This window comes from Hydrosulfovibrio ferrireducens (assembly GCF_046883345.1).
Lineage (GTDB): Bacteria > Desulfobacterota > Desulfobulbia > Desulfobulbales > Desulfurivibrionaceae > Thiovibrio > Thiovibrio ferrireducens.
The window spans coordinates 24,615-46,300 of the sequence record NZ_JALKCW010000002.1 but is presented as its reverse complement, the minus strand read 5'-3'; the positions used below and the strand labels follow the sequence as shown (position 1 = coordinate 46,300).

The following is a 21,686-nucleotide window of genomic DNA, read 5'->3' as shown; positions in this document are numbered from 1 at the left end:
CTTGAAAACCCGCTTCGCCTTCCTTGAGAATGGCGATGATTTGATTCTCGGTAAAACGTGATTTTTTCATCAGAGCCTCCTGGTCGCATTGTGCCAGAAAACTCTACTTTTGGCATGTCTACCTTTTAGGGAAGCTTACGTTGTCAATTAAGGCAATCATAATTGCACATTGGCTATACTAGCAGGAGATGGGGCCATGCCTGAAATCTTCAACAAAAACTCTGCAGAAGAGTTGGGGATTAGAGAAAGATCAATGTGCTCAAACAAGAAAGTATTAATCTTTGTCGGGGCATTTTCTTTGTCAATTCTTGCTAATGCTGCTTGTGCGACTGCCCAGGCATTGTTGAAATGCCCGTAATTGAGAATGATGTGACCGGCATCCACTTGTCGCTTGCTTTGGAACTCTATTGCCGCATCAGCCAATTGAGCTGCGTTTGCAGGGTTGCTTGATGTGTAGTGAATATCATATTCGCCGTTAAGTAACGCCAGAGCAAACCTGTCGGCCTCAGATTCTTCAGGATCATCGTCAGCGAGCAAGTAAGATTCTTCCCCAACTGAATAATCGACCAGCACCTCATTTTCTTCGACGTGACCAAGGGAAATGTGGGCCAATTCATGTGCGACAATAAACAGCTGCCAAGCCTGATATCGGGATTGTTTGCCTAAAACTACAACTGGCCTACTCCCTATCTTGAGGCAAAGGCCATCCATTTTTTTTAGATCGCCAGGCATGTCGGCTAAGTGGATCGTAGGAACCCCACATTCCCACAGAAAACCAATCACGCTCATCAATGAGACTCGTTTGGCCAATCGACTTATAATGTCCTTGCGAAGTTGAAACGGATCGTTCGGGATGGACGTAATATGGGTAGGAGTAGCAGCTGCAACCATTTTTGCGACAGAGTACACGAGAGCCGTGGCGCCATCGAGATCGCATGGATCAATTTTTTTAGACCGTTTATATTTTGCGCCTTTTGGCACCTCAAATTCTACCGCAGGCATATCTTTCAATAGGTCACGAAGCTTTAACCCAAACATCCGAGACAGGGTAAGGCTCAACTCAACATTTGCAAGCGGGTCATTCAGCAATTCATCGCTCCACCAAGAGGGGAGCATATGATTTATGTATTTCTTCGAGTAGCCCACATTTTTCAGGGCGCGAAATAGCCGCTGGGCTTGTTTATTCGGAGTCATGAGTCCTCTCCTTTTTGTTCACAACATGATTTAGCTTATCGCCCAAAATTAATGCTCTGGCGAACACAGTGCTTTCATACTTCGAATGACCTTGGCTAAAGCAGCAGCATTTTTAACTGACCCATCCCAGACTTCCCTCAGAGCGTCAATCAGTACTTCATTTTCTCTAGGATCACGGTGTAATGCGTTAGCCGTTATCTGTGTCTTTATTCCTGCATAGTTGCATAAAGACAAAAGCCCTTTGGATAAACGATCCCTTTGTCGATATGCCCTGGCGCGACTTATGGTCGACTGGCTTACTCCCGCTTTTATGGCGAGATTCTGCTGAGTTCCCTGATATTCCTCCAGAAATTTTTTTAGTTCTTGGAAAATCTCTGTCAGAGGTCTTGCGTTTGGCATCATGGCATGTTACCATAATGCATAAATGCATAAAGGAGCAACAAAAAATGTTAAATCTTGACCACAACCAAGACCACCGAGCTGACACGAACAAGATGCTGAGGTATTCTTTGCCCTCCCCCAGGATCCCACTCAACGAGATACCAGATTTTTTTTGCTGGACTAAGATGGGTGTGGAAGCAGGGCAGTCTTTGCAGGCTATTGTGCGCAGAAAAGAATTAGAGAGGCAGCTTGGAGGCGGGTCATTTGTCTGGGGTATTGGAAATTCTTTGGGATCTTCATTGCATGAATTTGGGAAGGCTAACGGGGAAATCCCCCTCCTTTTTTCTCCAATTCAGTCTAAACCGCGCGCCGTTGACACCAACCCTGGGAAGTTAATTTTGTGGTTGGACTATTTTGATAATCTTGGAAAAATCCGACCTTTGCCGAAGCATACTTTGGTCACCAGCCGTGGTCTTGATGGTGCCCCAGAATCTAAAAAACGCCATTACGCCTTATTTTGCCACAGTGAAACGAGTCTTCTGGAAGAGCTCAACCTCGTAGTTGATTTTCACCAGCTACAAAATGCTAACTCCCTGAAGCCTCTTGGTTTCTCTCAAATCACAGCATTTGTTCGACATGTATCGAATATTTCGCGAGAAACTGAAGCGCGTCGTATTTATGATGTTCCATTCAGGGCAAACCTGATTAATCCTTTCTGTGTTCGCCTGACGAACGGCGTCGAAATCCCTGCAGATTTCGCCTTTCAACTTGAAGAAATTACAAATAATGCCAGCTTATCTGAATGGGAACATTTTGTTGAACAAGTGCGCCGTTGGGTCTTGCAGAAGGCACATAGAACTGTTCAGTGAAGCGGGATTCTCCCCGGATAGGGAAATTTCTGTGGATGTATTATCTATTCATAATAATGACCTAACTGATTATTTTTTCGTGCATCTCCAATCCCAAGCATTTCAAAATCTGATTCCCAAATCCCTTTTCGAGATCCCCTTTGCGGTTGAGGCTGTTGACCCTACCGCCCACCATTTCCCAACTTTATTTACTATTTGCCAACTTTATTTTTCATTTCCCAACTTTATTATCCGTTTACCAACTTTATTATTCAGGAACAGCTGCCAAGAATGCGAAAAGCCGCTACTCCACGGTGACGCTCTTGGCCAGGTTGCGGGGCTGGTCCACGTCGCAGCCGCGCAGAATGGCAATTTCGTAGGCCAGCAACTGCAGGGGCAGGACAAAGAGGATCGGGTTCAGCTCCTCATGGCAGACCGGGACCGTGATCACCTGCTCGGCGATGCGCTTGCAGTTTTTGTCGCCCGCATGGGCAACGAGGATGATCCGGCCGCTCCTGGCCTTGACCTCTTCCACGTTGGAGATGAGCTTTTCGTAGACGCTGTCCTTGGGGGCCAGGGCCAGAACCGGCATATCCCGGTCGATGAGGGCGATGGGGCCGTGCTTGAGTTCGCCTGCCGCATACCCTTCGGCATGGATATAGGATATTTCTTTCAGCTTCAAGGCTCCTTCCAGGGCTATGGGGAAATTGCTCCCCCGACCCAAATAGAGGAAATCCCGGCTCTGGGCAAAGGTTTCAGCGATGCGGGCGGTTTCCTCCTGCAAGCGGGGCAGCTCCTGCTCCATGAGCCCTGGCAGGTCGAGGAGGGCCTGGCCGATGGACTTGCGCTCCTTGGGAGCAATGGTCTTGCGGATCTCGCCTAAGAATAGGGTGAGCAGCAACAGGGCGGTGAGCTGGCAGGTAAAAGCCTTGGTGGAGGCCACCCCGATCTCCGGCCCGGCATGGGTGTAGATGGTGCCGTGGGACTCCCGGGTGATGGTGCTGCCCAAAACATTGCAGATGGCGATGACCTTGGCCCCCATCTTCTTGGCCAGCCTGAGGCCGGCCAGGGTGTCGGCGGTTTCCCCGGATTGGGAAATGGGGACCACCATCACGGTGTCGTCCAGCAGCAACCGCCGGTAGCGGAACTCCGAGGCGATATCCACCTCCACCGGGATTCCCACCCATTTTTCCAGCCAGTATTTGGCCACCAGGGCCGCGTGCCAGGAGGTGCCGCAGGCCACCAGGGAGATGCGGCTGATTTTTTTGAGCTCCGTCGCGCTCAGGCCGATCTCCGGCAACTGCACCTTGCCGGTTTCCGGATCGAGCCGCCCCCGGAAGGTGTTGAGGATGGCCTGGGGCTGCTCGAAGATCTCCTTGAGCATGAAATGGCGATACCCCGCCTTCTCGGCCATGGCCGCATTCCACTCGATGGTCTTGATCTCCTTGGCAAGCTTTTTGCCATTGGCCAACCCCATCACCTGCCAGTCCCCCTGTTTCAGGACGGCAAGCTCGCCATCCTCCAGAAAGACCACCTGATTGGTATAGGGGAGCAGGGCCGGGATATCCGAGGCCATCAGGCAACCGCCCCCCTCGGCAATCCCCAGAACCAAGGGGCTTTGATGTCTCACCGCCACCAACCGGTCCGGCTGGCCGGTCCACAAAACCCCGATGGCGTAGGAGCCTTCCACTTTTTTCAGAGCCTGGCGCACCGCCTTGACCAGATCGCCGCCTGGAAGATGCTCCTCAATGAGATGGGCCAGCACCTCGGTGTCGGTTTCCGAGCAGAAGACATGCCCGCGCCCCTTCAGCTCTTCCCGGAGGGTATGATAATTCTCGATGATGCCGTTGTGGACCACCACCAGATCGCCGCTGCAGTCGCAGTGCGGGTGGGCATTAAGCTCGGAAGGCGCGCCGTGCGTGGCCCAACGGGTATGGCCCAAGCCGATATGGCTGTCGCGGTCGCGCACCGTTTCCAGCAGCTCTTCGAGCTTGCCCAACTTGCCCGCGGCCCGGTGCTTCTGGAGCTTGCCCCCATGGACATACACCACCCCGGCGGAATCATAGCCCCGGTACTCCAGACGCTTCAAGCCTTCGAGAAGAATGGGCAGCACATGCCGCTGCCCCACATAACCGACTATTCCGCACATACTTTGTTTCCTTATCTTTTTTCCGGGAGTTACAGGGCGAAACCCTGCCTGGATTTGACAACCGCTTGCGGCAACAGGGCCAACAGGGCCGCAACCTCTGCCTCGGTATTGTACCGGCTGAGACTGATGCGCAGGGTGCCGTGCAAAAAGGGCTCGGGCACCCGCATGGCCCGCAGCACATGCGAGGGGTCCACGTCGCCGCTCTCGCAGGCGGCATGGGCCGAAACGGCTATGCCGCCCGCATCGAGATCCTGGATAAGCCCGGCCGAGGCAGCATGCCGAAAACTGACGTTGGTGGTGTTGACCAGCCTGGGCGAGGCAGCCCCGTTGATCCGCACCTCGGGGATCGCGGCGATAATCCCTGCCTCCAGGCTATCCCGCAGCGCGGCCAGCCGCTGATGCGCCGCCTCGTCCATCCCCATGGCCAGCGCACAGGCAGCACCCAGGCCAACCAGGCCGGGCACGTTCTCGGTGCCGGATCTGCGGCCATGTTCCTGACCGGAACCCATGATCAGCGGGGTGAAGGGCGCGGTGCGGCGAACATAGAGCGCCCCCACCCCTTTGGGTCCATGCAGCTTATGCCCGGCGATGGTGAGGTAATCCACCCCCAGCGCTTCCGCAGAAAAAATCGCCTTGCCCGCCAACTGGATGGCGTCGCAGTGGAAGAGCACGCCCCGCTCCCTACAGATATCCGCGATCTCCCCAATGGCCCAGATCACCCCGGTTTCGTTGTTCGCCCCCATGAGGGTGACCAGGACGGTGTCCGGCCGGATCGCACCCTTGAGCGTGTCCAGATCAAGCGCCCCGTTTTCATCCACCCCCAGCAGCTCCACCTCGTAGCCCTGGGTGGCGAGAAACTCCAGCGGCGCCAGCACCGAACCGTGCTCGACCTGCGAGGAGATAATGTGCTTCTTGCCGGGATTAGCCCAAACCGCGCTCAAGATGGCGGTGTTGTTGCCTTCGGTGCCGCCGCTGTTCAGAACGATCCGGCCCGGATGGCAGCCGAGCAATCCGGCCACCTGTTCCCGGGCCAGATCCAGACCCCGCCGGGCCGCTTCGCCGAAACGGTGGGAGCTGGCCGGGTTGCCGAACCATTCGGCCAGATAGGGGGCCATACCCTCACGCACCTCAGGGGCCAGCGGGGTGGAAGCGTTGTTGTCGAAGTAGATGGATGGCATGGCTAGATCCGCAGCATTCTATCGAGAGAGAGTTTGGCCTCGACCGCCACCTCGGGGGGTACGGTGATCCGGTTGACCACCCGCCCCTGGGCCAGGTTGTCAAGCACCCACAGCAGGTAGCCGGGCTTGATCCGGTACATGGTGGAACAGAGGCACTGGAAGGGTGAGAGGGAATGGATCTCCCGGTCCGGAAACTGGCTTTTGAGCCGGTTCACCAGATTGACCTCGGTGCCGATGGCCCACTTGCTGCCCACCGGGGAATCGCGCACCGCAGTGATGATCGCCTCGGTGGAGCCGTACTGGTCCGCCCGGCTCACCACCTCGTGGCGGCATTCCGGATGGACGATGATCCGCACCTCCGGGTCGCGCTCGCGCCAGGCAGCCACATGACCGGCGGTGAACTGCATGTGCACCGTGCAGTAGCCGTCCCAGAGGATTACCCTGGCCTTCTGCAACTGGGCCGGAGTATTGCCGCCCAGGGGCTTGTTTCGTTGCCAGAGCACCACCTCATCCTCTGGGATGCCCAGGGCGCTGGCGGAATTGCGGCCCAGATGCTCGTCCGGGAAAAAGAAGACCTTGTCGCCTTCGGACAGAGCCCAAGTCAGCACCCGCTCGGCGTTCGATGAGGTGCAGACCGAGCCGCCGTTTCTGCCGACAAACGCTTTAAGCAGAGCGGAGGAATTCACATAGGTCACGGGAATAACCCGGCCGGTAGTCACCTTGGCCAAATCCTCCCAGGCCCAGGCCACCGCTTCGCTGGTGGCCATGTCGGCCATGGGGCAGCCGGCCCGGAGATCGGGGAGGATCACCACCTGATCCGGCGCGGTGAGGATGTCGGCGGATTCCGCCATAAAATGCACGCCGCAAAAGACGATGTACTTGCTGTCCTTGGCCTCGGCGGCATTGCGGGCGAGCTTGAGGGAATCTCCGGTCAGGTCGGCGAACCGGAAGGTCGCCTCCTGCTGGTAGTGATGCCCCAAAATTAAAAGATTGCCGCCCAGCTCTTTCTTGCGGGCGGCAATCTTTTGGCAAATTACGTCTTCATTTTCCTGCAGGTATTCCGAGCCAAGCTCAACCTGCTGCAACACGGTCATCTCTCTGTCCTTCACTCCCGGCTAATCTGAAACCACCCTTCGGCAGGCTCTGGGCGAACGGCGGTCATCTTGAAATCATTGACCTTGCCGCTCGTGGCGAGCCCTGTCGAACCACATTTGTACTGCGGATATGCCAAGGCGCAAAGACCTCTTTCCCTGGCATCTTTGCGCCCCTTGCGACTCCGCGTTCGCTCTTGTTATTTAACCAGCTTTACCCAGGCCGCGGTCGGCCCCTTGTCGCCTTCGCCCTCGCCAAAGCGAACCTCGTCGCCTTCGGCCAATTGGGCCATGGTCACGTCCTTGAGGGCGTTCTCGTGAAAATACACCTCCTGGCCGTCCAGGGTCATGAGAAACCCGTAGGATTCATAGGGGAACAGGCTCTTGATGGTGCCCATGGCCGGGCCGGCTGCCGCAGCCTCCGGCTCCTTGGTGGTCTGCCGCCGCTTGCGCTGTAGCTCCTTCAACTGAAGGCCAAGGGTGTCGAATGCCTCCACCAGCAGGGGCCGCACCGTCTCCCCTTTTCTTTTTACAACCACGGTGTCATTGGGAACGGAAGCAACCACGCGAACCTCATGCCCGCCCGCTTTATGCCCGGCGGTCTCCTCAATGGAGACACGGAGGTGATGAACAAGCCCGGGATGGTGGCGATCAAGGCGCCCTTTCTCCTCTTCGATTTTTTCCTGCCAAGCCTTGCGAATTTCCAGGTTACGTCCTTCAACTTGTAGTTCCATGCAGTTCCTCCATCACAAGTGATTAAATTGCCGCCCGCATGGGGCAGCCGACTGGAGAGCTTTCGATAGTATTCTACCACGATGGCGGGCAAAAAACAGCTTCTCTTCGTGGGGGTTGCAAGAAAAAAACCGGTGCCGAAAAGGGGGTGTCACCCCCCGGGACTGCGCTCTTTTTCAGCCCGCTCCGGCAGCTCCTTGATATGCACATCCTGCTGCGGAAAAGGGATGGCGATGGCGTGTGCGGCAAAGGCCGCGTAGATGCCCTTCAACAGATTGTGGATCTCCAACCCCTTGAACCGGGGCTCCGCGACCCAGCAAAGCAGCTCGAAATCAACGGACGAACTCCCGAAACCGCGCAACCGCACCCTGGCCTCGGGGTCCTTGACCACCGCGGGATTTTCGGCGGCCACCGCCAGGAGCACCGCCTCAACCTGCTCCAGGTCGCTGCCGTAGGCAACCCCCACCGGCACCCGGATCCGGAAACGGGGAATGGGCGCGCTCTCGTTGATGATCTTGCTGTTGGCCAGAATGGAGTTGGGAATGGTGATCAGCACATCGTCCCGGGTCATGATCCGGGTGGAGCGTACGCCGATCTCCACCACCTCGCCCCGCTGGGCATCGTCAATAATGATGTAGTCGCCCACCTTAAAGGTTTTGTCGGCAAAGATGCTGATCCCGCCGAAGAAATTGGCCAGGCTGTCCTTGGCCGCCAGGGCCACGGCAATACCGGCGATGCCGGCGGAGGCAAAGAGCGGGGCCAGATTGACGTTCCAGATGGACAGCAGCCAGATCAGGGCGGAAACAATGACAATCACCCGGACCACGTTTTTGAGCAGCAAAAAGAGATCAGCCCCGATCTTGCCCCGCCCTGCAATGGATTTCAGATAATGCTCGCCCACCACCATAAAGAGGCGCAACGCGGCCAAGGTCCAGACGATAAGAGCAACACTCTGCGCCAGGGCAGGCACAAACTTCTCCCACGGCTGAGCAAGAACCGGCTCCATGGTCACGGCATGAAAAACCCCGAAAAAGAACACACTGAAAACAATGGGGGTATGCAGGATGGAGATGACCTTGTCGTCCAATTCGCTGGTGGTATAGGCGGCGGCCAACCGCTTGAGGATGCGGTTGACAAAGATATCCACTGCCTTGGCCAAAAGGGCATAGGCCGCGATTATCAGAAGCCGCTGGATAATGGGTTGCCGGGAAAGGTCTTGCAGAAATGGGGAAAGTTCCATGCATTCACTCATTGTTTATAGAAATAAGATCATGACCACACCCTTGTTTCCAAAGAGCGGCCATCTTTCCTGTTGATGTGCTGTATCGTATATGATACACTCAAAACATGCAAGCCATTCCGCGCCAACTCACCTACTACACCGATCCGCACGGAAAAAAGCCTTTCCGGGACTGGTTTCTCTCCCTGCGCGACCGTGCCGCCATGCAGCGCATTGCCGCCAGGCTTGACCGGGTTGCTGTTGGCAATCTTGGCGACCACAAGGGCGTTGGCTCCGGCGTCATAGAATTACGCATCCCCCACGGTCCGGGCTATCGTGTGTACTATGCCCACGACGGCGACCAAGTGGTGCTGTTGTTGGTCGGCGGAGACAAGAGCACGCAGGAACGAGACATAGAAACCGCCAAGGCGTACTGGAAAGATCATCAGGAGAGACAGCGATGCGCACCATGACCGATTACGAAAAAGACCTGGACAAACTGCTCAAAGACCCTGAGTTTGCCGCCGGATACCTCACCGCCGCCATCGACGAAGACGACCGCGATGCGCTCTTGCTGGCCATGCGCCGGGTGGCGCAGGCCATGGGAGGCATGACCGCCGTTGCCGAACGGGCGCACATCAAACGGGAAAACCTCTACCGCACCCTGTCCAGAAAAGGAAACCCGGAACTGCGCACCTTCCACAACATCATCCATGGACTCGGGCTCAAACTCGCCATTGTTCCCGACAAGGGATAGGCCCATCGATAGCAAGCAACATCACCACCCCCACTTCTCACATGCCACACCTGGACCTTGGAGGAGAGGAAATTGGCTTTGAATTTTGCTCGGTGGCCAAAGTGGCTTCAACAAATTGGAAAGCATCATTACAGGATGAAAAATTTCCATTTATTTTGATGTTACCGTGCCACACCTCAAACCACACATTGATTACATTTCCTTCATCATCAATGTTTTCAAACCGATATACGGTCAACCGACCTTTCTCGCCCGCGTTTGATCGAGTAGTTGTCATCAGTTTCCCCCGAGATTTGATCTTCGTAATCTTGCAATAATTACCACACCATCAGTTACACTATAGCCGTAACCATATCCCCATCCATAACCCCCTTGACCCATTACCCCAGCATTGGTATTAAAACTGTACCGACCATCAACAGTGGAAATTATTGACAAAACATCGTACCCCTCCGCATCAAGACTATTGCAGGCATCAGTGATTCTTTTTGAAAAATCTTCGATGTCTATGCAGGTATCTGATTTTTTGCCTGTCGACACCCATTCTTCGCGGACTTCATACACTGGCTCCTCTACCTCAAAGTCCTCCTTCTTAAACAGTCCCCTAGTTTTCGTTACTTTCTTTGTCCCAATTTGATGTTTGACATTCTTTTTCTCTTTGATGTCCGCCATCTTTGCCCGGACCCAACGGTGGGTGTACGCTGAATTATTGATGTCTGACATGTGCTCTCCTTTATTGACCCAACAAGTTATTCTACGGATATGGCTATCATGCTAAAAAACTTGCTAGCCGGGAATATACAAAAAAAACCCGTGCCATCACTCCCCAGCAAACCGGCTGCGCACCCCCCCAATCCTCTCCAGCGACCTCCGCACCCTCTCCTCGGAAATCTCCCCGCCCACAGCCCTACTCAATAACTCATACGCCGCAATAATCTTCGCGTGCTCTTGGCAGATCAACAGCATATCCGCCCCGGACAAAAATGAGGTGAGCGCCGCATCCGCCACGGTCCCTTCATTCTCAATTGCCCCCATCTCCAGATCATCGGTAACCACCATCCCATCATACCCCAGCTCCTCCCGGAGCACTCCGCCCAGAATCCTCGGCGACAGGGTGGCGGGAAACTCGGAATCAAGCTGCGGGTACACAGTGTGCGAGGTCATCACTCCAGCCACCCCCGCCCGGATCGCGGCACCAAACGGCACCAGATCGCACCCGCGCAGCTCCTCCAGCGAACGATCCACCACAGGCAGCACCTTATGGGGGTCCAGGGTTGCGCCGCCCAGGCCGGGAAAATGCTTGGCGCAGGCAGCCAACCCGTTCTCCTGCATGGTCGTAATCACCAGCGCACCCAAGCGGGCCACCTGCTCCGGCGTCCCGCCCAAACTTCGCCTTTCCATGAACAACCCCAACCCGGCAGGACTCACATCCAGCACCGGGGCCAGATTCATATTGATCCCCACCGCCAGCAGCTCCCTGGCGCAGGTGCGGGCATAGTCAGCCAACAATTCCTCACCCTGCTCACTCTCCGCCAGCGCCCTGGCATCCGGAAACTCGGTGAAATCCGGCCCCTTGAGCCGGGCCACGGTGCCGCCCTCCTGATCAATGGAGATCAGCGGCGCACCCAGCCCGGCCGCCCGGCAGGCATCGGCCAGCCCCTGGCAGAGGGTGCGGATCTGCTCCGGGTTCTCGGCGTTTCTCTTGAAGAGGATGAAATTATTAATCCCATACCTATTAATAAGGTCGCGGGTGGAATCATCCAGCTCCGTGCCTGGCAGGCCGACCATGAACAACCCGCCCAGTTGTTTATCCAAAAAAGACATGCATCATCTCCAGGGTTTTTCTTGTGCGGTAGTCATCATCAAGGCTCAAATCTCGGCATGCGCGCCACATGAACTCGTCAACAAGCGACGCCGGTTATAACACGATGACAGTATAACCATGTATAACTCACTATAACCAACACTGTTTCGGGTTTGCTTGATGACATCAATTCCCTTTCCCGTAAAGGAATTCCCTCCTCCCATCCCCGCACCCCAGTGTCACTGATACTCCACCGGATCAACCCGGCCGGCCTCGGCAAACCCCTTGAGCCGCAACAGGCAACTGTCGCAACTCCCGCAGGCCCGCCCCTTTTGGTCCGGATCATAACAGCTATGGGTCAGGCCGTAATCCACCCCGAGCTCGAACCCCTTTTCGATGATCTCTCTCTTGGTCAGCTTGAGGAGCGGGGCATGGACCCGGAACCGGGTTTCCCCTTCCACCCCGGTCCTGGTGGCCAGATTGGCCATGCGCTCAAAGGCTTCGAGAAACTCCGGGCGGCAGTCGGGATAGCCGCTGTAATCCATGACATTGACCCCGAGAAACACGTCGCCCGCGCCCAGCACCTCGGCCCAGGCCATGGCATAGGAGAGAAAGATGGTGTTGCGGCCCGGCACATAGGTGATGGGGATGGACGAATTCATCTCCGCCTGGCTGCGGCCCTTGGGCACCGCTACATCCGTGGTCAGGGCCGAGCCGCCGATGGCGTCGAGGTCCAGGCGGAGGATGAGGTGTTTTTTGATCCCCCTGCGAGCGACATTGGCCTTGGCCCGCTCCAGCTCCACTTGCTGGCGCTGGCCGTAGGCAAAGCTGAGGCAGCAGCACTCGTAGCCTTCGGCCATGGCCATGGCCAGGACCGTGGCAGAATCGAGCCCGCCGCTGAGTAAGACCACGGCTTTTGGTTTTTTTCGCATCATATATCTCCTGGCCGCATCAGGCGGCCGTTTTCTGTTCTCGTTACTTTATTGCAAGGGTTGCGGCGAAGCAAGCTGAGAAAATCAGCGCCTGCATTTTGCGATACAGTCCCCCCGCCCCTGGCGGGGGGGGGGTTAGGGGGCGGGGGTGCTTGCCACATCCTAGCCATCGGCAGCTTCACCCACCCCTCAGTCCCCTCCCGTCAAGGGAGGGGAAGCAAAAGCCTGGTAGCAACCCCTTTCCCGCCCCCTTAGCCCAATCGCACCGGCAGCTTTCGCGCAACAGTGATCGCCTCCTGGCTCAAGACCGCGCCATAGGCCAGCACCTCCACCCCTTGGGCCGCCACCTCCCGCAACGCTATGGCATACCCCGGATCGATGTGTCCGGCCGGGGAGAAATAGTCCACATCCTCGCGCTGGACGCAGAAAAAAACCACGGCCCGGTAGCCCTGGCGGCGCAGGGTCAGCAGCTCATCCAGATGCTTCGCGCCCCTTACGGTGACGGCATCGGGGAACATGGCCGCCCGGTCCAGAGCCAGGCTGCAGTTCTTTACCTCCACATAGATCTGCTCCTCCCCCCGGGTGAGGAGAAAGTCCAACCGGCTTTTGTCCGACACCTTGACCTCTGGCCGGATCGTCTCGATCCCGGCCAGCTCCGCCACCATCCCGGAGCTGATGGCCTCGGCGACCAGACCGTTGGTGCGGGCGGTGTTGATCCCCACCCAGGTTGTACCCACCCGCACCATCTCCAGGGTGTGACCATACTTGCGCTTGGGGTTGTCCGCCAGGGAGACGAGCACCGGGCTGCCAGGCTCCTTGCAGCCCAGCATGCTGCCGGAATTCGGGCAATGCACGGTGAGCAACCGGCCGTCGTCCATTTCCACGTCGGCGAGGAATCGCTTGTACCGCACAACCAGCCTTCCCGGCCGCAGGGTCTGACCGAACTCCATTTTTTTCCTCCGCGTCCATTGTTGTCGGGTATAATGAACCGCACATGCTCCCTTGACCACACACAAACCCAACCATACAAGCAGCGCCCATAATGCCAGATACCCCAGCAAAAAAAAAGGCTGTTGCCCTCCGCTACGACACAAGCCAGGATGCCGCGCCCAAGGTGGTCGCCAAGGGCGCGGGGGAGCTGGCGGAAAAAATCATCGCCCTGGCCAAGGAACATGGCATCCCTATCCAAGAGGACGCCGACCTGGTGGAAATCTTAGCCAAGCTGGACCTCAATGCCGACATCCCCCCGGACACCTATCTGGTGGTGGCGGAGATCCTCGCCTTTATTTACCGGGCCAACACCAAGATGACGCCTTCGTAAACAATCCACGTTCTCACCTCGCATTGGCCCACACTCCAGCCCTGTGCGCTAGGCAAAATATACCGACCCTCCTGCTCAAGCATCCATTTTTTTGACGCTCCCCGCCCCGGCCCCGCAGCTCGCAAATAACCCAACAACCACCTGTATTTACTACACTTTCAAAGCAAGCAGCACCACGCCTCTCCCCGCACAACACCCCGGCACGCCTTTTGCAAAGATAAACCACAAACACACGAGAGGTATGCCATGTTCGTCCATAACAGACTCGGATTGCTGGAAAGCGTTGAAACCCTGATCAACCAGGAGCAGCGGCTCAACCAGGTGGCAAACAACCTGGCGAATGTCGATACGCCGGGGTTCAAAAAAGAAACCGTCACCTTCGACGAGATGCTCTACCAGGCCAACCAGTATCGCCAGAGGGTCGGCAAGGGCCTGCGCATCAACACGGTTCACCAGCAAGGGGTGGTTCAAAAAACTGACGCCCCCTTTGATCTGGCCATTTCCGGGGACGGCTTTTTCCGGATCCAGACTCCGGCCGGGGAGCGCTTGACCAGGGCCGGAAATTTCCAGCGCAACAACGAAGGGGTGCTGGTCACGGCCAACGGCTATCCGGTGCTTGGCGAGACCGGGCCGATCACCATCACCGGCAACAAGGTCGATGTGGCCCGCGACGGGCGTCTGTTTGTCGATGGCCTTCCGGTCGACCGTCTGGCGGTGGCCACCGCGGACCCCCAGGATCTCAAAAAGGAAGGGGAAAACCTTTTCCGCCTTGCGGACGGCGCGGTGGCGGAAGCCCCGCAGAACCTGCAAATCCTGCAAGGACATCTGGAAAAATCAAACGTCAATACCGTCACGGAAATGACGGAGATGATCGATCTGTACCGCGCCTACGAAGGGCAGCAGAAAATGATCCAGGCCGTGGACGACCTGGACAACCTTGCCGTGAGCAAAGTCGGCGCCCTGGCAGGGTAACAACCGTTTACCGCCGCAACGAAAGCTCCCCGGGCATCAACGGCGGCAGCACTCGCGGCGTAAGGAGCCGAACAGCTCCTCAACATCCAACACAAGGGGACCAGCATGATCCGCTCATTATTCTCAGGCCGCACCGGCATGACCGGCCAGCAGTTGCAACTGGACACCATCGCCAACAACCTGGCCAACGTCAATACCGCCGGCTTCAAGAAAAGCCGGGCCCAGTTCGAGGATCTCTACTACCAGGAACTCCGGGCCATGGGCACGGAAACCGCCGATGGCGGCAGGGTCCCCTCCGGCATCCAGGTGGGCCTTGGTGTCCGCCCCACCTCGGTGCAGAAGATCTTCACCCAGGGCAGCCTCACCGAAACCGGCAACGATCTGGATTTTGCCATCGAAGGCACCGGCTTTTTCAAGGTGGTGCGCGACGGCGAGGATTACTACACCAGGGCCGGCGCCTTCAGCCTTGATGGAGACGGCAACGTGGTCACTCAGAACGGCGACCGGCTCCAGCCCGAATTCACCGTGCCCCAGGGAACAACCTCCATCGCCATCGACAACAATGGGTTGCTCGAAGCCAAGGATGCCCAGCAGCAGGTGCTCGCCACGGTCCAGATCACCCTGCACAGCTTCATCAATCCCGGCGGCCTGCGCAGCATCGGCGCCAATCTTTTTCTTGAAACCGAAGCCTCCGGCGCCCCCACCGAGGCCAACCCCGGCACCGAGGGAATGGGCACCATCCAGCAGCGTTTCATCGAGGTTTCCAACGTGGATGTCACCGAGGAGCTGGTCAACATGATCATCACCCAGCGGGCCTACGAGGTAAACTCCAAATCGGTCACCACCGCGGACAAGCTGCTGGAAGTGGCGAACACCCTGGTCCGTTAAAAGGAATGACTAAAATGCTGTTGCGCCTGTGCACGATTGCCCTGCTGCTCTGCCTTGCCTGTCCCCTGCCAGGACAGGCGGCGGACCCCATTGCGACCCCGGACCTCACGGCGTTGGAGAATATCTTCAGCGAGGTGGTACTCAAGGATTCCCCTTGGCCCAAGGAGGATGTGGAGATTGCCAACTTCAGCGTCCGGCCGCTGGCCATGACCTTGCCGGAGGGCGGTTTTGACTACCGGATCACCCAGAAGCCCAACGACACCCGGCCCGGCAAAAAAAATGTCACCGCCACCATCCTGCAGGAGGGCCAGGAGCAAGGACAAGTGAGGATGAGCGGCGACCTCCGGCTGTTCGGCACGGTGGTCAGCACGCTGAAAAGGTTGAACCGAAACGAGATCGTGGGCGAGAGCGACGTCACTGCGAAGCGGCAGGACATCTCCATGCTGGACGCGGGCCTCATCCAAGATCCGAAAGAGGCGGTCGGGAAAAAGCTCAAAACCTCGCTGCCGGCCGGGGCCATCCTGTATGCCCAAGGCCTTGAGGCCCCGACCCTGGTAAAACGGGGCGAGCGGGTGACCATCATGGCCAAATCGCAGGCAATCAAAATAACCGCACCTGGCGAAGCCAGAAATTCCGGGGCACTCGGCGAAATGATCCGGGTCAAGAACCTCACCAGCCGCCGCGAGATCCATGCCCGCGTTACGGGCGAAGGCCTCGTGGAGGCCGAGTTCTGAAACAGCGCCCCATCCATCATAAGGAGAAGAGTATGCGCACCACACTGCACACCACCAGCCTCATCCTCCTGCTGGCAGGACTTTCCGGCTGCGCCGCCGCGGGCAGCCAGCAGGCCCAGCAGTTGCCGGAACGCTACACCCTGCCCGCCCCGGCAAAGGCGGCGCAAACCCGGCCCGAGGGCACAATCTATGCGTCCGCCAACAGCCTCGACCTGTACGCCGACAGCCGGGCGAAACGGATCGGCGATATCGTTCTGGTCCGCATCGTGGAAACCTCCAAGGGCAACAAGGAGGCCAACACCAAGACCGAACGCGAGTCCACGGTCACCGGCGGCGTTTCCAGCCTTTTTGGCCTGGAGACCTGGTTGGCGGACAAAAACAGCCGCTTTTCCCCCTCGCTCACCGAGCTGCAGGCCAGGCTGACCAATGATTTCGAGGGCAAGGGCAAGACCGACCGGAAAAGCAACGTGACCGCCACCATCTCCGCCAGGGTGATCGACATCACCACCGACGGCAATCTGAACATCCGCGGCTACCAAGAGGTGAAGGTCAACAACGAAACCCAGCACATCATCCTTTCCGGCATCATCCGGCCGCAGGATGTCGCCCAGGACAACTCGGTCCTTTCGACCCATGTTGCCGACGCCCGGATAGAATACAGCGGACAGGGGGTTCTCGGCGACAAACAGCAGCCGGGCTGGCTGGCCAGGGCTCTGGACAGTGTCTGGCCGTTTTGAGGATACAGGCACAAGGCTGCAGGTGAAAAAAACGACCTTTAGCCTTTTTGTGCCTTGTTCCTGTTGACTAGGCAAAATATTCCGTACACCCCGAGGGAGATTCCATGAAAAAAAGAATATTTCCTTTAAAAATGGCGCATTACAACACCTGCCTCTCCCGTGGCACGCTGCTTGCTAAACTATCAAGATACAGGCTCCGCAGAATACAGGCCGAGGACAGCTCCATGCAGACGACCCAAACACAACCAAAAACCAACCCCGCGCGGATTTTTTCGAGCACCACGCTGCTCTTTTCCGCCGCGCTGCTGCTCGGGCTTCTCCTCAGCACCGGGATTGCCCACGCCGTTCGCTTAAAAGATCTGGCCTCGGTCAAAGGGGTGCGGAACAACCAACTGGTAGGCTATGGCATCGTGGTCGGCCTGAACGGCACCGGCGACGGCAACAAGGCGGCTTTTACCGGCCAGAGCCTCAACAACATGCTCAATAATCTCGGGGTCAAGGTGGACCCGGAAGCCACCAAGGTGAAAAATATCGCCTCGGTCATGGTGACCGCCACCCTGCCGCCCTTTTCCAAGGTGGGCCAAAGTCTCGATGTCACCATTTCCTCGGTGGGCGACGCCACCTCCCTGCAAGGCGGCACCCTGCTTGTCACCCCGCTCAAAGGGTTGGACAACAACGTCTATGCCATGGCCCAAGGCCCCATCAGCACCGGAGGCGGCCCGGATGGCCGGCCCGCGGCACGGCAGACAAACCATCTGACCGTGGCCCGGATCAGCAACGGCGCCTCGGTGGAACGGGAAGTGCCCATGACCTTTGCCAATAAGAAATGCATCACCATCAGCCTGTCCGCGCCGGATTTCACCACCATCTCCCTGATGAAAACCGCCATCGACACCTATCTGGGCGGCCCCTACGCCACCGCCCGCGACGGCGCCTCGGTGGACGTGGCTGTTCCCCCCAAATACCGAGCCCAGGAAATTGCCCTGCTGGCAGCCCTGGAAAACATCGAAATCAACCCGGAACAGCGGGCCAAGGTGGTCCTGAACGAACGGACCGGCACGGTGGTCATGGGCGCCAATGTCACCATCAACCAGATGGCCCTTTCCCACGGCAACCTGAGCCTGCAAGTCAAGCCCCCGCCCCCGCCAGGCGTTCAGGTCAACTCCCCGGCGGACCCCATCAGGGTCGGCCAGAAGGTGGTGACCCTGCAGCCGGGCGTAACCCTGGGCGAGGTGGTGCGAGCCCTGAACTCGGTGGGCGTGGCCCCCCGCGAACTCATCGCCATCTTTCAGGCCATCAAGGCCGCCGGCGCATTGCAGGCGGAACTGGAAATCATTTAGTAACTTAGAAATTATTTTCTGGCAGGAAATAATTTCGTTAACGCACTTACCCCGTTTATCGGGATGAGGAAACGCCATGGATATCATCAGCGAAGCAACAGCCGGACTTAAGGGAATCACCAATTCTGCCGATACGCTCAAGGAGAGGAAACTCCGCGAGGCCTGCGCCGGATTTGAAGCCCTGATGCTCAAGCAGATTCTGAGCCAAGCGCGCCAGGGTATTCCCAAAAGCGGCCTGCTTGACGGCGGTTATGGCGAGGAAATGTTTCAATCCATCCAGGATGACCAACTGACCCAAAAATTGGCCGGAAGCTCTGGAATCGGTTTCGGCGACATGCTGTACCGGCAACTGTCGCAAGCACATGTCCCGCCAAACAAGGAGAAATAGACCATGCAGCAGACACAGACGACGGAACAACGCTCCCTGCCCGCACGGTTCTACGAAGTGTTGGAGCAACAAGTCCAGCTTTCCGAAGACATGCTCGCCATCTTGAGCGAAGAGCAAAAAGCCCTGACAGCCATGGACATGCAGGCCCTCATCCGTCTGAGCGCCAAGAAAGAAAACAGACTGAATCGCATCCAGGCCTTGGACACCCTGCTCGCCGAGATGACCAAAGAGTTCCGCCCGGAAGCAGAGGCGAAAACGGCAAAACTTTCCGCCCTCATTCCCCTGCTTGCTCCGGAAGAAGGAAAAAAGGTCGGCCAATACAGGAAAAACCTGGCCCGACTGCGGGAGGAAATCCTCAGCCGCAACCAGACCAACGGTCATTTTGCCGCGGATGTAAAAACATATCTGAACGATGCCATTACCTTGATCACCAGCTCCATTGCGGACCGGCCCATGTACGGCCTCACCGGCCTCAGCAAAAAGCCTTCGCTGAACCAACCCTCCTTAATCAGCAGGGAGGTCTAGGCCATGGCCGGCATTTCCCATGTGCTCAGCATTGCCAAAGAGGCGCTCCTCACCCACCAGCTTTCCATCCAGGTGGCGTCGCACAATATCGCCAACGTCGACACCCCCGGCTACACCCGGCAATCGCTGCAACTGGAGTCCAACACCGCAACCCCGATCAGCGCCGGCATGCTGGGCGGCGGGGTGAAAGGCACGACCATCCTGCGAAACTACGATCAGTTCATGGTGCAGCGGCTTGCCAAACAGGAGTCAACCCTGGGCAATCTCCAGGCGCAGCAGGAATCCATGCGGCTGGTGGAAACCGTGTTCAATGAAGCGCCGGGCATGGCCATCAACGATCTGATGAACAAATTCTGGAGCAGTTGGCAGGACCTGGCCGACAATCCGGAGATATCCGCGACCAGACAAGCGGTGGTGCAATCTTCCGAACTGATCATCGACCAGTTGCATTCCATGACCACCGAAATGGCCCAGACCAAATTCGATATCGGAGTCAGCCTCGACACGGCCATCGGCGACGTCAATTCCATCGTCAACCAGATCGCCAATCTCAATGTGCAGATCTCCGGGGCGGAATCCGCGGCAGGGCAGGCCAACGACATGCGGGACAAAAGGGACACCCTGATCAACGAGCTTTCCACGCTCCTTGACATCTCCTTTTTCGAGGATAAAAACGGCGCCTACACCGTTCTTATGGCTGACGGCCATACCCTGGTGGAAAGCAACGAATCCTGGCAAGTGGACTGGGAAAACAACGAGCTTATTTGGGTAAACAAGGATGCCGATGGCGGGGAAACGCGCCGCGCAATCGGCGACGGGGCTGAGTTGGGCGGCAAGATCGGGGGCTGGCTTGAGGTGCGCGGCAACCTGATCGAAGGAGACCCAAACAATTTCCTTGGCCGGCTGGACGCCTTCGCCAATGCCCTGATCCGGGAGGTCAATCAGCAGCACTCCCAAGGAGCAGGGCTTACCATGTTCGGAGACACCCTGACCGGTGCCCAGGTGAGCAATGTCGCCATCCTCACCTCCACCGTGGACCCAGCCGCAGACGCAGCAAATGTGACCATCCCGGCAGGCACCATCACCATCAACAACCGGCCGGTCGGCGAAATCCTCGGCGGCAATGCGGTGAACGGCCTGGCCATGACCAAGGCATATAATTCCGTGAACGCCATCAATGCGGCCGAGGCAGGAGTCGAGGCGCGGCTCACCACGCTCACCTCTTCCTCTGCCGCAACCGCTGCTGCCACGGCAGGAGGCACTATCTCCATGACCCTAAACGGGGTCGGGATTAGCGTAGCAGTGGCGGCAGGCGACTCAGCCGCCGCCGTCAATGCGAACTTTCTTGCCGCCGTGAACGCGGTGAAAGACCAAACCGGTGTATCAGCCGTAATTGGAACCGGCAGCAACGGCGCACCCGCTGATACCCTTATTTTACAGAACACTGAAAATGGCGACAGTGCAACCATTGACATCACCGCCTTCGACATAGGCACAACCGCAGGGACAAATATCAATTTCTCGATTGGGACGCAAAGCGCCGACGCCACCCACAACACCGGGGAAATCACCCTGTTTTCCACCAGCACCTTCACCCTCAATGCCGGAGCAAACGACTACACCCTGGCCCAACTTGGCCTGACCGATCCGGCATTCACTTTTGACACCCAAAAAGACGACGGCTCCATCACCTACGGGCCGCTCAGCACAAATGCAACCGTGGACACCCTGCTCTCCGGCTACGACTATTTTGACGAACTTGACACCTCCGGCAGCTTCGATATCTGGGTTTACAACGATGACGGCTCGCTGGCCATCCCCCAGCCCGTCACCGTCTCCTTAAAAGGAACCTACGCGCTGAACGATGTGGCCAACGCCATCAATGCCGCCATGACGAACGCCGGGGCAGCGAGCGGCGTTCCCCCTGCCCAAAGCCCCTGGGTGAATGCCTCAATCTCCGACAACAGCCTGCGTCTCACCCCAAGCTCCGGCCGCCAGTTCGCCTTTGCCAACGACACCTCGAACTTCCTCCAGGTTGCCGGGCTCAACACCTTTTTCTCCGGCAGCGATGCGGCGACTATCGGCGTAAACAGCGCGATTACCGGCAACCTCAACAATCTCGCCGCTGCCACCGTTGGCCCCCAGGGGCAAATATTCCGCGGGGACAACACCAATTCCCTCAAGATCACAAGCATCCAGAACGCTGAATATATTTCCTTCACCGGCGGCGCCGTAAACACCCTGGATGGCTTTTACAACACCCTGGTCGGCCAGGTGGCCAACACCACCCGCACCATCAGCCAATCCTACGACTCCACGATACTGGTGAACAACCAGGTAACCGCCATGCGCGATTCGGTCTCCGGCGTTTCCCTGGACGAAGAAATGGCGAATCTGGTCAAGTACCAGCACGCTTACACCGCCGCGGCCCGGCTCATCACCATGTCCGACGAGATGCTGCAGACCCTGCTTGACTCAGTGAGATAGGAGAAAACC

23 protein-coding genes are annotated in these 21,686 nt (G+C 57.5%); 12 read left to right on the top strand and 11 right to left on the bottom strand.

Annotation, left to right across the window (positions count from 1 at the left end; genetic code table 11):
• Positions 1–156: 156 nt before the first annotated feature.
• Positions 157–1,194 (bottom strand): ImmA/IrrE family metallo-endopeptidase, encoded by a 1,038-nt coding sequence (locus tag MWR57_RS00475; RefSeq protein WP_423122816.1) that lies wholly within the window; start codon positions 1,192–1,194, stop codon positions 157–159.
• 48 nt (positions 1,195–1,242) lie between these two features.
• On the bottom strand, positions 1,243–1,596 hold the full coding sequence (locus MWR57_RS00470) for a helix-turn-helix domain-containing protein (RefSeq protein WP_423122815.1): 354 nt from the start codon (positions 1,594–1,596) through the stop codon (positions 1,243–1,245).
• A gap of 44 nt (positions 1,597–1,640) precedes the next feature.
• Here MWR57_RS00470 and MWR57_RS00465 point away from each other — a divergent pair, with 44 nt between their 5' ends.
• Entirely contained in the window at positions 1,641–2,444 is an 804-nt protein-coding gene (locus MWR57_RS00465) for a hypothetical protein (RefSeq protein ID WP_423122814.1), read from the top strand.
• A gap of 283 nt (positions 2,445–2,727) precedes the next feature.
• Here the strand turns inward: MWR57_RS00465 and glmS are convergent, their stop codons facing one another.
• The 5 genes from glmS to MWR57_RS00440 all read right to left on the bottom strand — a co-directional run bounded on the left by glmS (position 2,728) and on the right by MWR57_RS00440 (position 8,813).
• The gene (gene glmS / locus MWR57_RS00460) at positions 2,728–4,572 is read right to left on the bottom strand and encodes a glutamine--fructose-6-phosphate transaminase (isomerizing) (RefSeq protein WP_423122813.1); all 1,845 of its coding nucleotides are present in this window, start codon (positions 4,570–4,572) and stop codon (positions 2,728–2,730) included.
• A gap of 29 nt (positions 4,573–4,601) precedes the next feature.
• Entirely contained in the window at positions 4,602–5,750 is a 1,149-nt protein-coding gene (locus MWR57_RS00455; protein ID WP_423122812.1) for a cysteine desulfurase family protein, read from the bottom strand.
• Between the two features lie 2 nt (positions 5,751–5,752).
• The gene (gene nadA / locus MWR57_RS00450; protein ID WP_423122811.1) at positions 5,753–6,844 is read right to left on the bottom strand and encodes a quinolinate synthase NadA; all 1,092 of its coding nucleotides are present in this window, start codon (positions 6,842–6,844) and stop codon (positions 5,753–5,755) included.
• A 197-nt stretch (positions 6,845–7,041) separates the two neighbouring features.
• Positions 7,042–7,575 carry an HPF/RaiA family ribosome-associated protein gene (locus MWR57_RS00445; protein WP_423122810.1) on the bottom strand — a complete coding sequence of 178 codons (534 nt, stop codon included), beginning with the start codon at positions 7,573–7,575 and terminating at the stop codon, positions 7,042–7,044.
• Positions 7,576–7,724: 149 nt separating this feature from the next.
• The gene (locus MWR57_RS00440; RefSeq protein WP_423122809.1) at positions 7,725–8,813 is read right to left on the bottom strand and encodes a mechanosensitive ion channel family protein; all 1,089 of its coding nucleotides are present in this window, start codon (positions 8,811–8,813) and stop codon (positions 7,725–7,727) included.
• Between the two features lie 107 nt (positions 8,814–8,920).
• Here MWR57_RS00440 and MWR57_RS00435 point away from each other — a divergent pair, with 107 nt between their 5' ends.
• Together MWR57_RS00435 and MWR57_RS00430 are read left to right on the top strand one after the other, a co-directional pair.
• Positions 8,921–9,265 carry a type II toxin-antitoxin system RelE/ParE family toxin gene (locus MWR57_RS00435; protein WP_423122808.1) on the top strand — a complete coding sequence of 115 codons (345 nt, stop codon included), beginning with the start codon at positions 8,921–8,923 and terminating at the stop codon, positions 9,263–9,265.
• The gene (locus MWR57_RS00430) at positions 9,253–9,549 is read left to right on the top strand and encodes an addiction module antidote protein (RefSeq protein WP_423122807.1); all 297 of its coding nucleotides are present in this window, start codon (positions 9,253–9,255) and stop codon (positions 9,547–9,549) included. The genes MWR57_RS00435 and MWR57_RS00430 overlap by 13 nt, the downstream gene beginning before the upstream one ends.
• Positions 9,550–9,825: 276 nt before the next feature.
• On the opposite strand, the gene MWR57_RS00425 is transcribed toward MWR57_RS00430, so the two are convergent.
• From MWR57_RS00425 to sfsA, 4 genes are all read right to left on the bottom strand, one after another.
• Positions 9,826–10,272, bottom strand: a complete 447-nt coding sequence (locus tag MWR57_RS00425; protein WP_423122806.1) for a hypothetical protein — start codon at positions 10,270–10,272, stop codon at positions 9,826–9,828.
• A 96-nt stretch (positions 10,273–10,368) separates the two neighbouring features.
• Positions 10,369–11,373, bottom strand: coding sequence for a beta-N-acetylhexosaminidase (nagZ, locus tag MWR57_RS00420; RefSeq protein ID WP_423122805.1), 1,005 nt, complete (start codon positions 11,371–11,373; stop codon positions 10,369–10,371).
• Positions 11,374–11,592: 219 nt separating this feature from the next.
• Complete coding sequence (queC, locus tag MWR57_RS00415; RefSeq protein ID WP_423122804.1) at positions 11,593–12,288, bottom strand: 7-cyano-7-deazaguanine synthase QueC; 696 nt, start codon at positions 12,286–12,288, stop codon at positions 11,593–11,595.
• Between the two features lie 248 nt (positions 12,289–12,536).
• Positions 12,537–13,235: a DNA/RNA nuclease SfsA gene (sfsA, locus tag MWR57_RS00410; RefSeq protein WP_423122803.1), complete on the bottom strand. Its 699-nt coding sequence runs from the start codon at positions 13,233–13,235 to the stop codon at positions 12,537–12,539.
• Positions 13,236–13,327: 92 nt separating this feature from the next.
• On the opposite strand from sfsA, the gene MWR57_RS00405 reads away from it, so the two are divergent.
• From MWR57_RS00405 to flgK, 9 genes are all read left to right on the top strand, one after another.
• On the top strand, positions 13,328–13,606 hold the full coding sequence (locus tag MWR57_RS00405; RefSeq protein WP_423122802.1) for an EscU/YscU/HrcU family type III secretion system export apparatus switch protein: 279 nt from the start codon (positions 13,328–13,330) through the stop codon (positions 13,604–13,606).
• 246 nt (positions 13,607–13,852) lie between these two features.
• The gene (gene flgF / locus MWR57_RS00400; RefSeq protein WP_423122801.1) at positions 13,853–14,578 is read left to right on the top strand and encodes a flagellar basal-body rod protein FlgF; all 726 of its coding nucleotides are present in this window, start codon (positions 13,853–13,855) and stop codon (positions 14,576–14,578) included.
• Positions 14,579–14,683: 105 nt separating this feature from the next.
• Complete coding sequence (gene flgG / locus MWR57_RS00395; RefSeq protein ID WP_423122800.1) at positions 14,684–15,466, top strand: flagellar basal-body rod protein FlgG; 783 nt, start codon at positions 14,684–14,686, stop codon at positions 15,464–15,466.
• Positions 15,467–15,480: 14 nt separating this feature from the next.
• The gene (gene flgA / locus MWR57_RS00390) at positions 15,481–16,200 is read left to right on the top strand and encodes a flagellar basal body P-ring formation chaperone FlgA (protein WP_423122799.1); all 720 of its coding nucleotides are present in this window, start codon (positions 15,481–15,483) and stop codon (positions 16,198–16,200) included.
• A gap of 32 nt (positions 16,201–16,232) precedes the next feature.
• Positions 16,233–16,937, top strand: coding sequence for a flagellar basal body L-ring protein FlgH (locus MWR57_RS00385; protein ID WP_423122798.1), 705 nt, complete (start codon positions 16,233–16,235; stop codon positions 16,935–16,937).
• Between the two features lie 224 nt (positions 16,938–17,161).
• Positions 17,162–18,277, top strand: coding sequence for a flagellar basal body P-ring protein FlgI (locus MWR57_RS00380; protein ID WP_423122797.1), 1,116 nt, complete (start codon positions 17,162–17,164; stop codon positions 18,275–18,277).
• Between the two features lie 76 nt (positions 18,278–18,353).
• Complete coding sequence (locus tag MWR57_RS00375; protein ID WP_423122796.1) at positions 18,354–18,665, top strand: rod-binding protein; 312 nt, start codon at positions 18,354–18,356, stop codon at positions 18,663–18,665.
• A 3-nt stretch (positions 18,666–18,668) separates the two neighbouring features.
• Complete coding sequence (locus MWR57_RS00370) at positions 18,669–19,190, top strand: flagellar protein FlgN (protein ID WP_423122795.1); 522 nt, start codon at positions 18,669–18,671, stop codon at positions 19,188–19,190.
• A gap of 3 nt (positions 19,191–19,193) precedes the next feature.
• Positions 19,194–21,677 (top strand): flagellar hook-associated protein FlgK, encoded by a 2,484-nt coding sequence (flgK, locus tag MWR57_RS00365; RefSeq protein ID WP_423122794.1) that lies wholly within the window; start codon positions 19,194–19,196, stop codon positions 21,675–21,677.
• Positions 21,678–21,686: the final 9 nt, after the last annotated feature.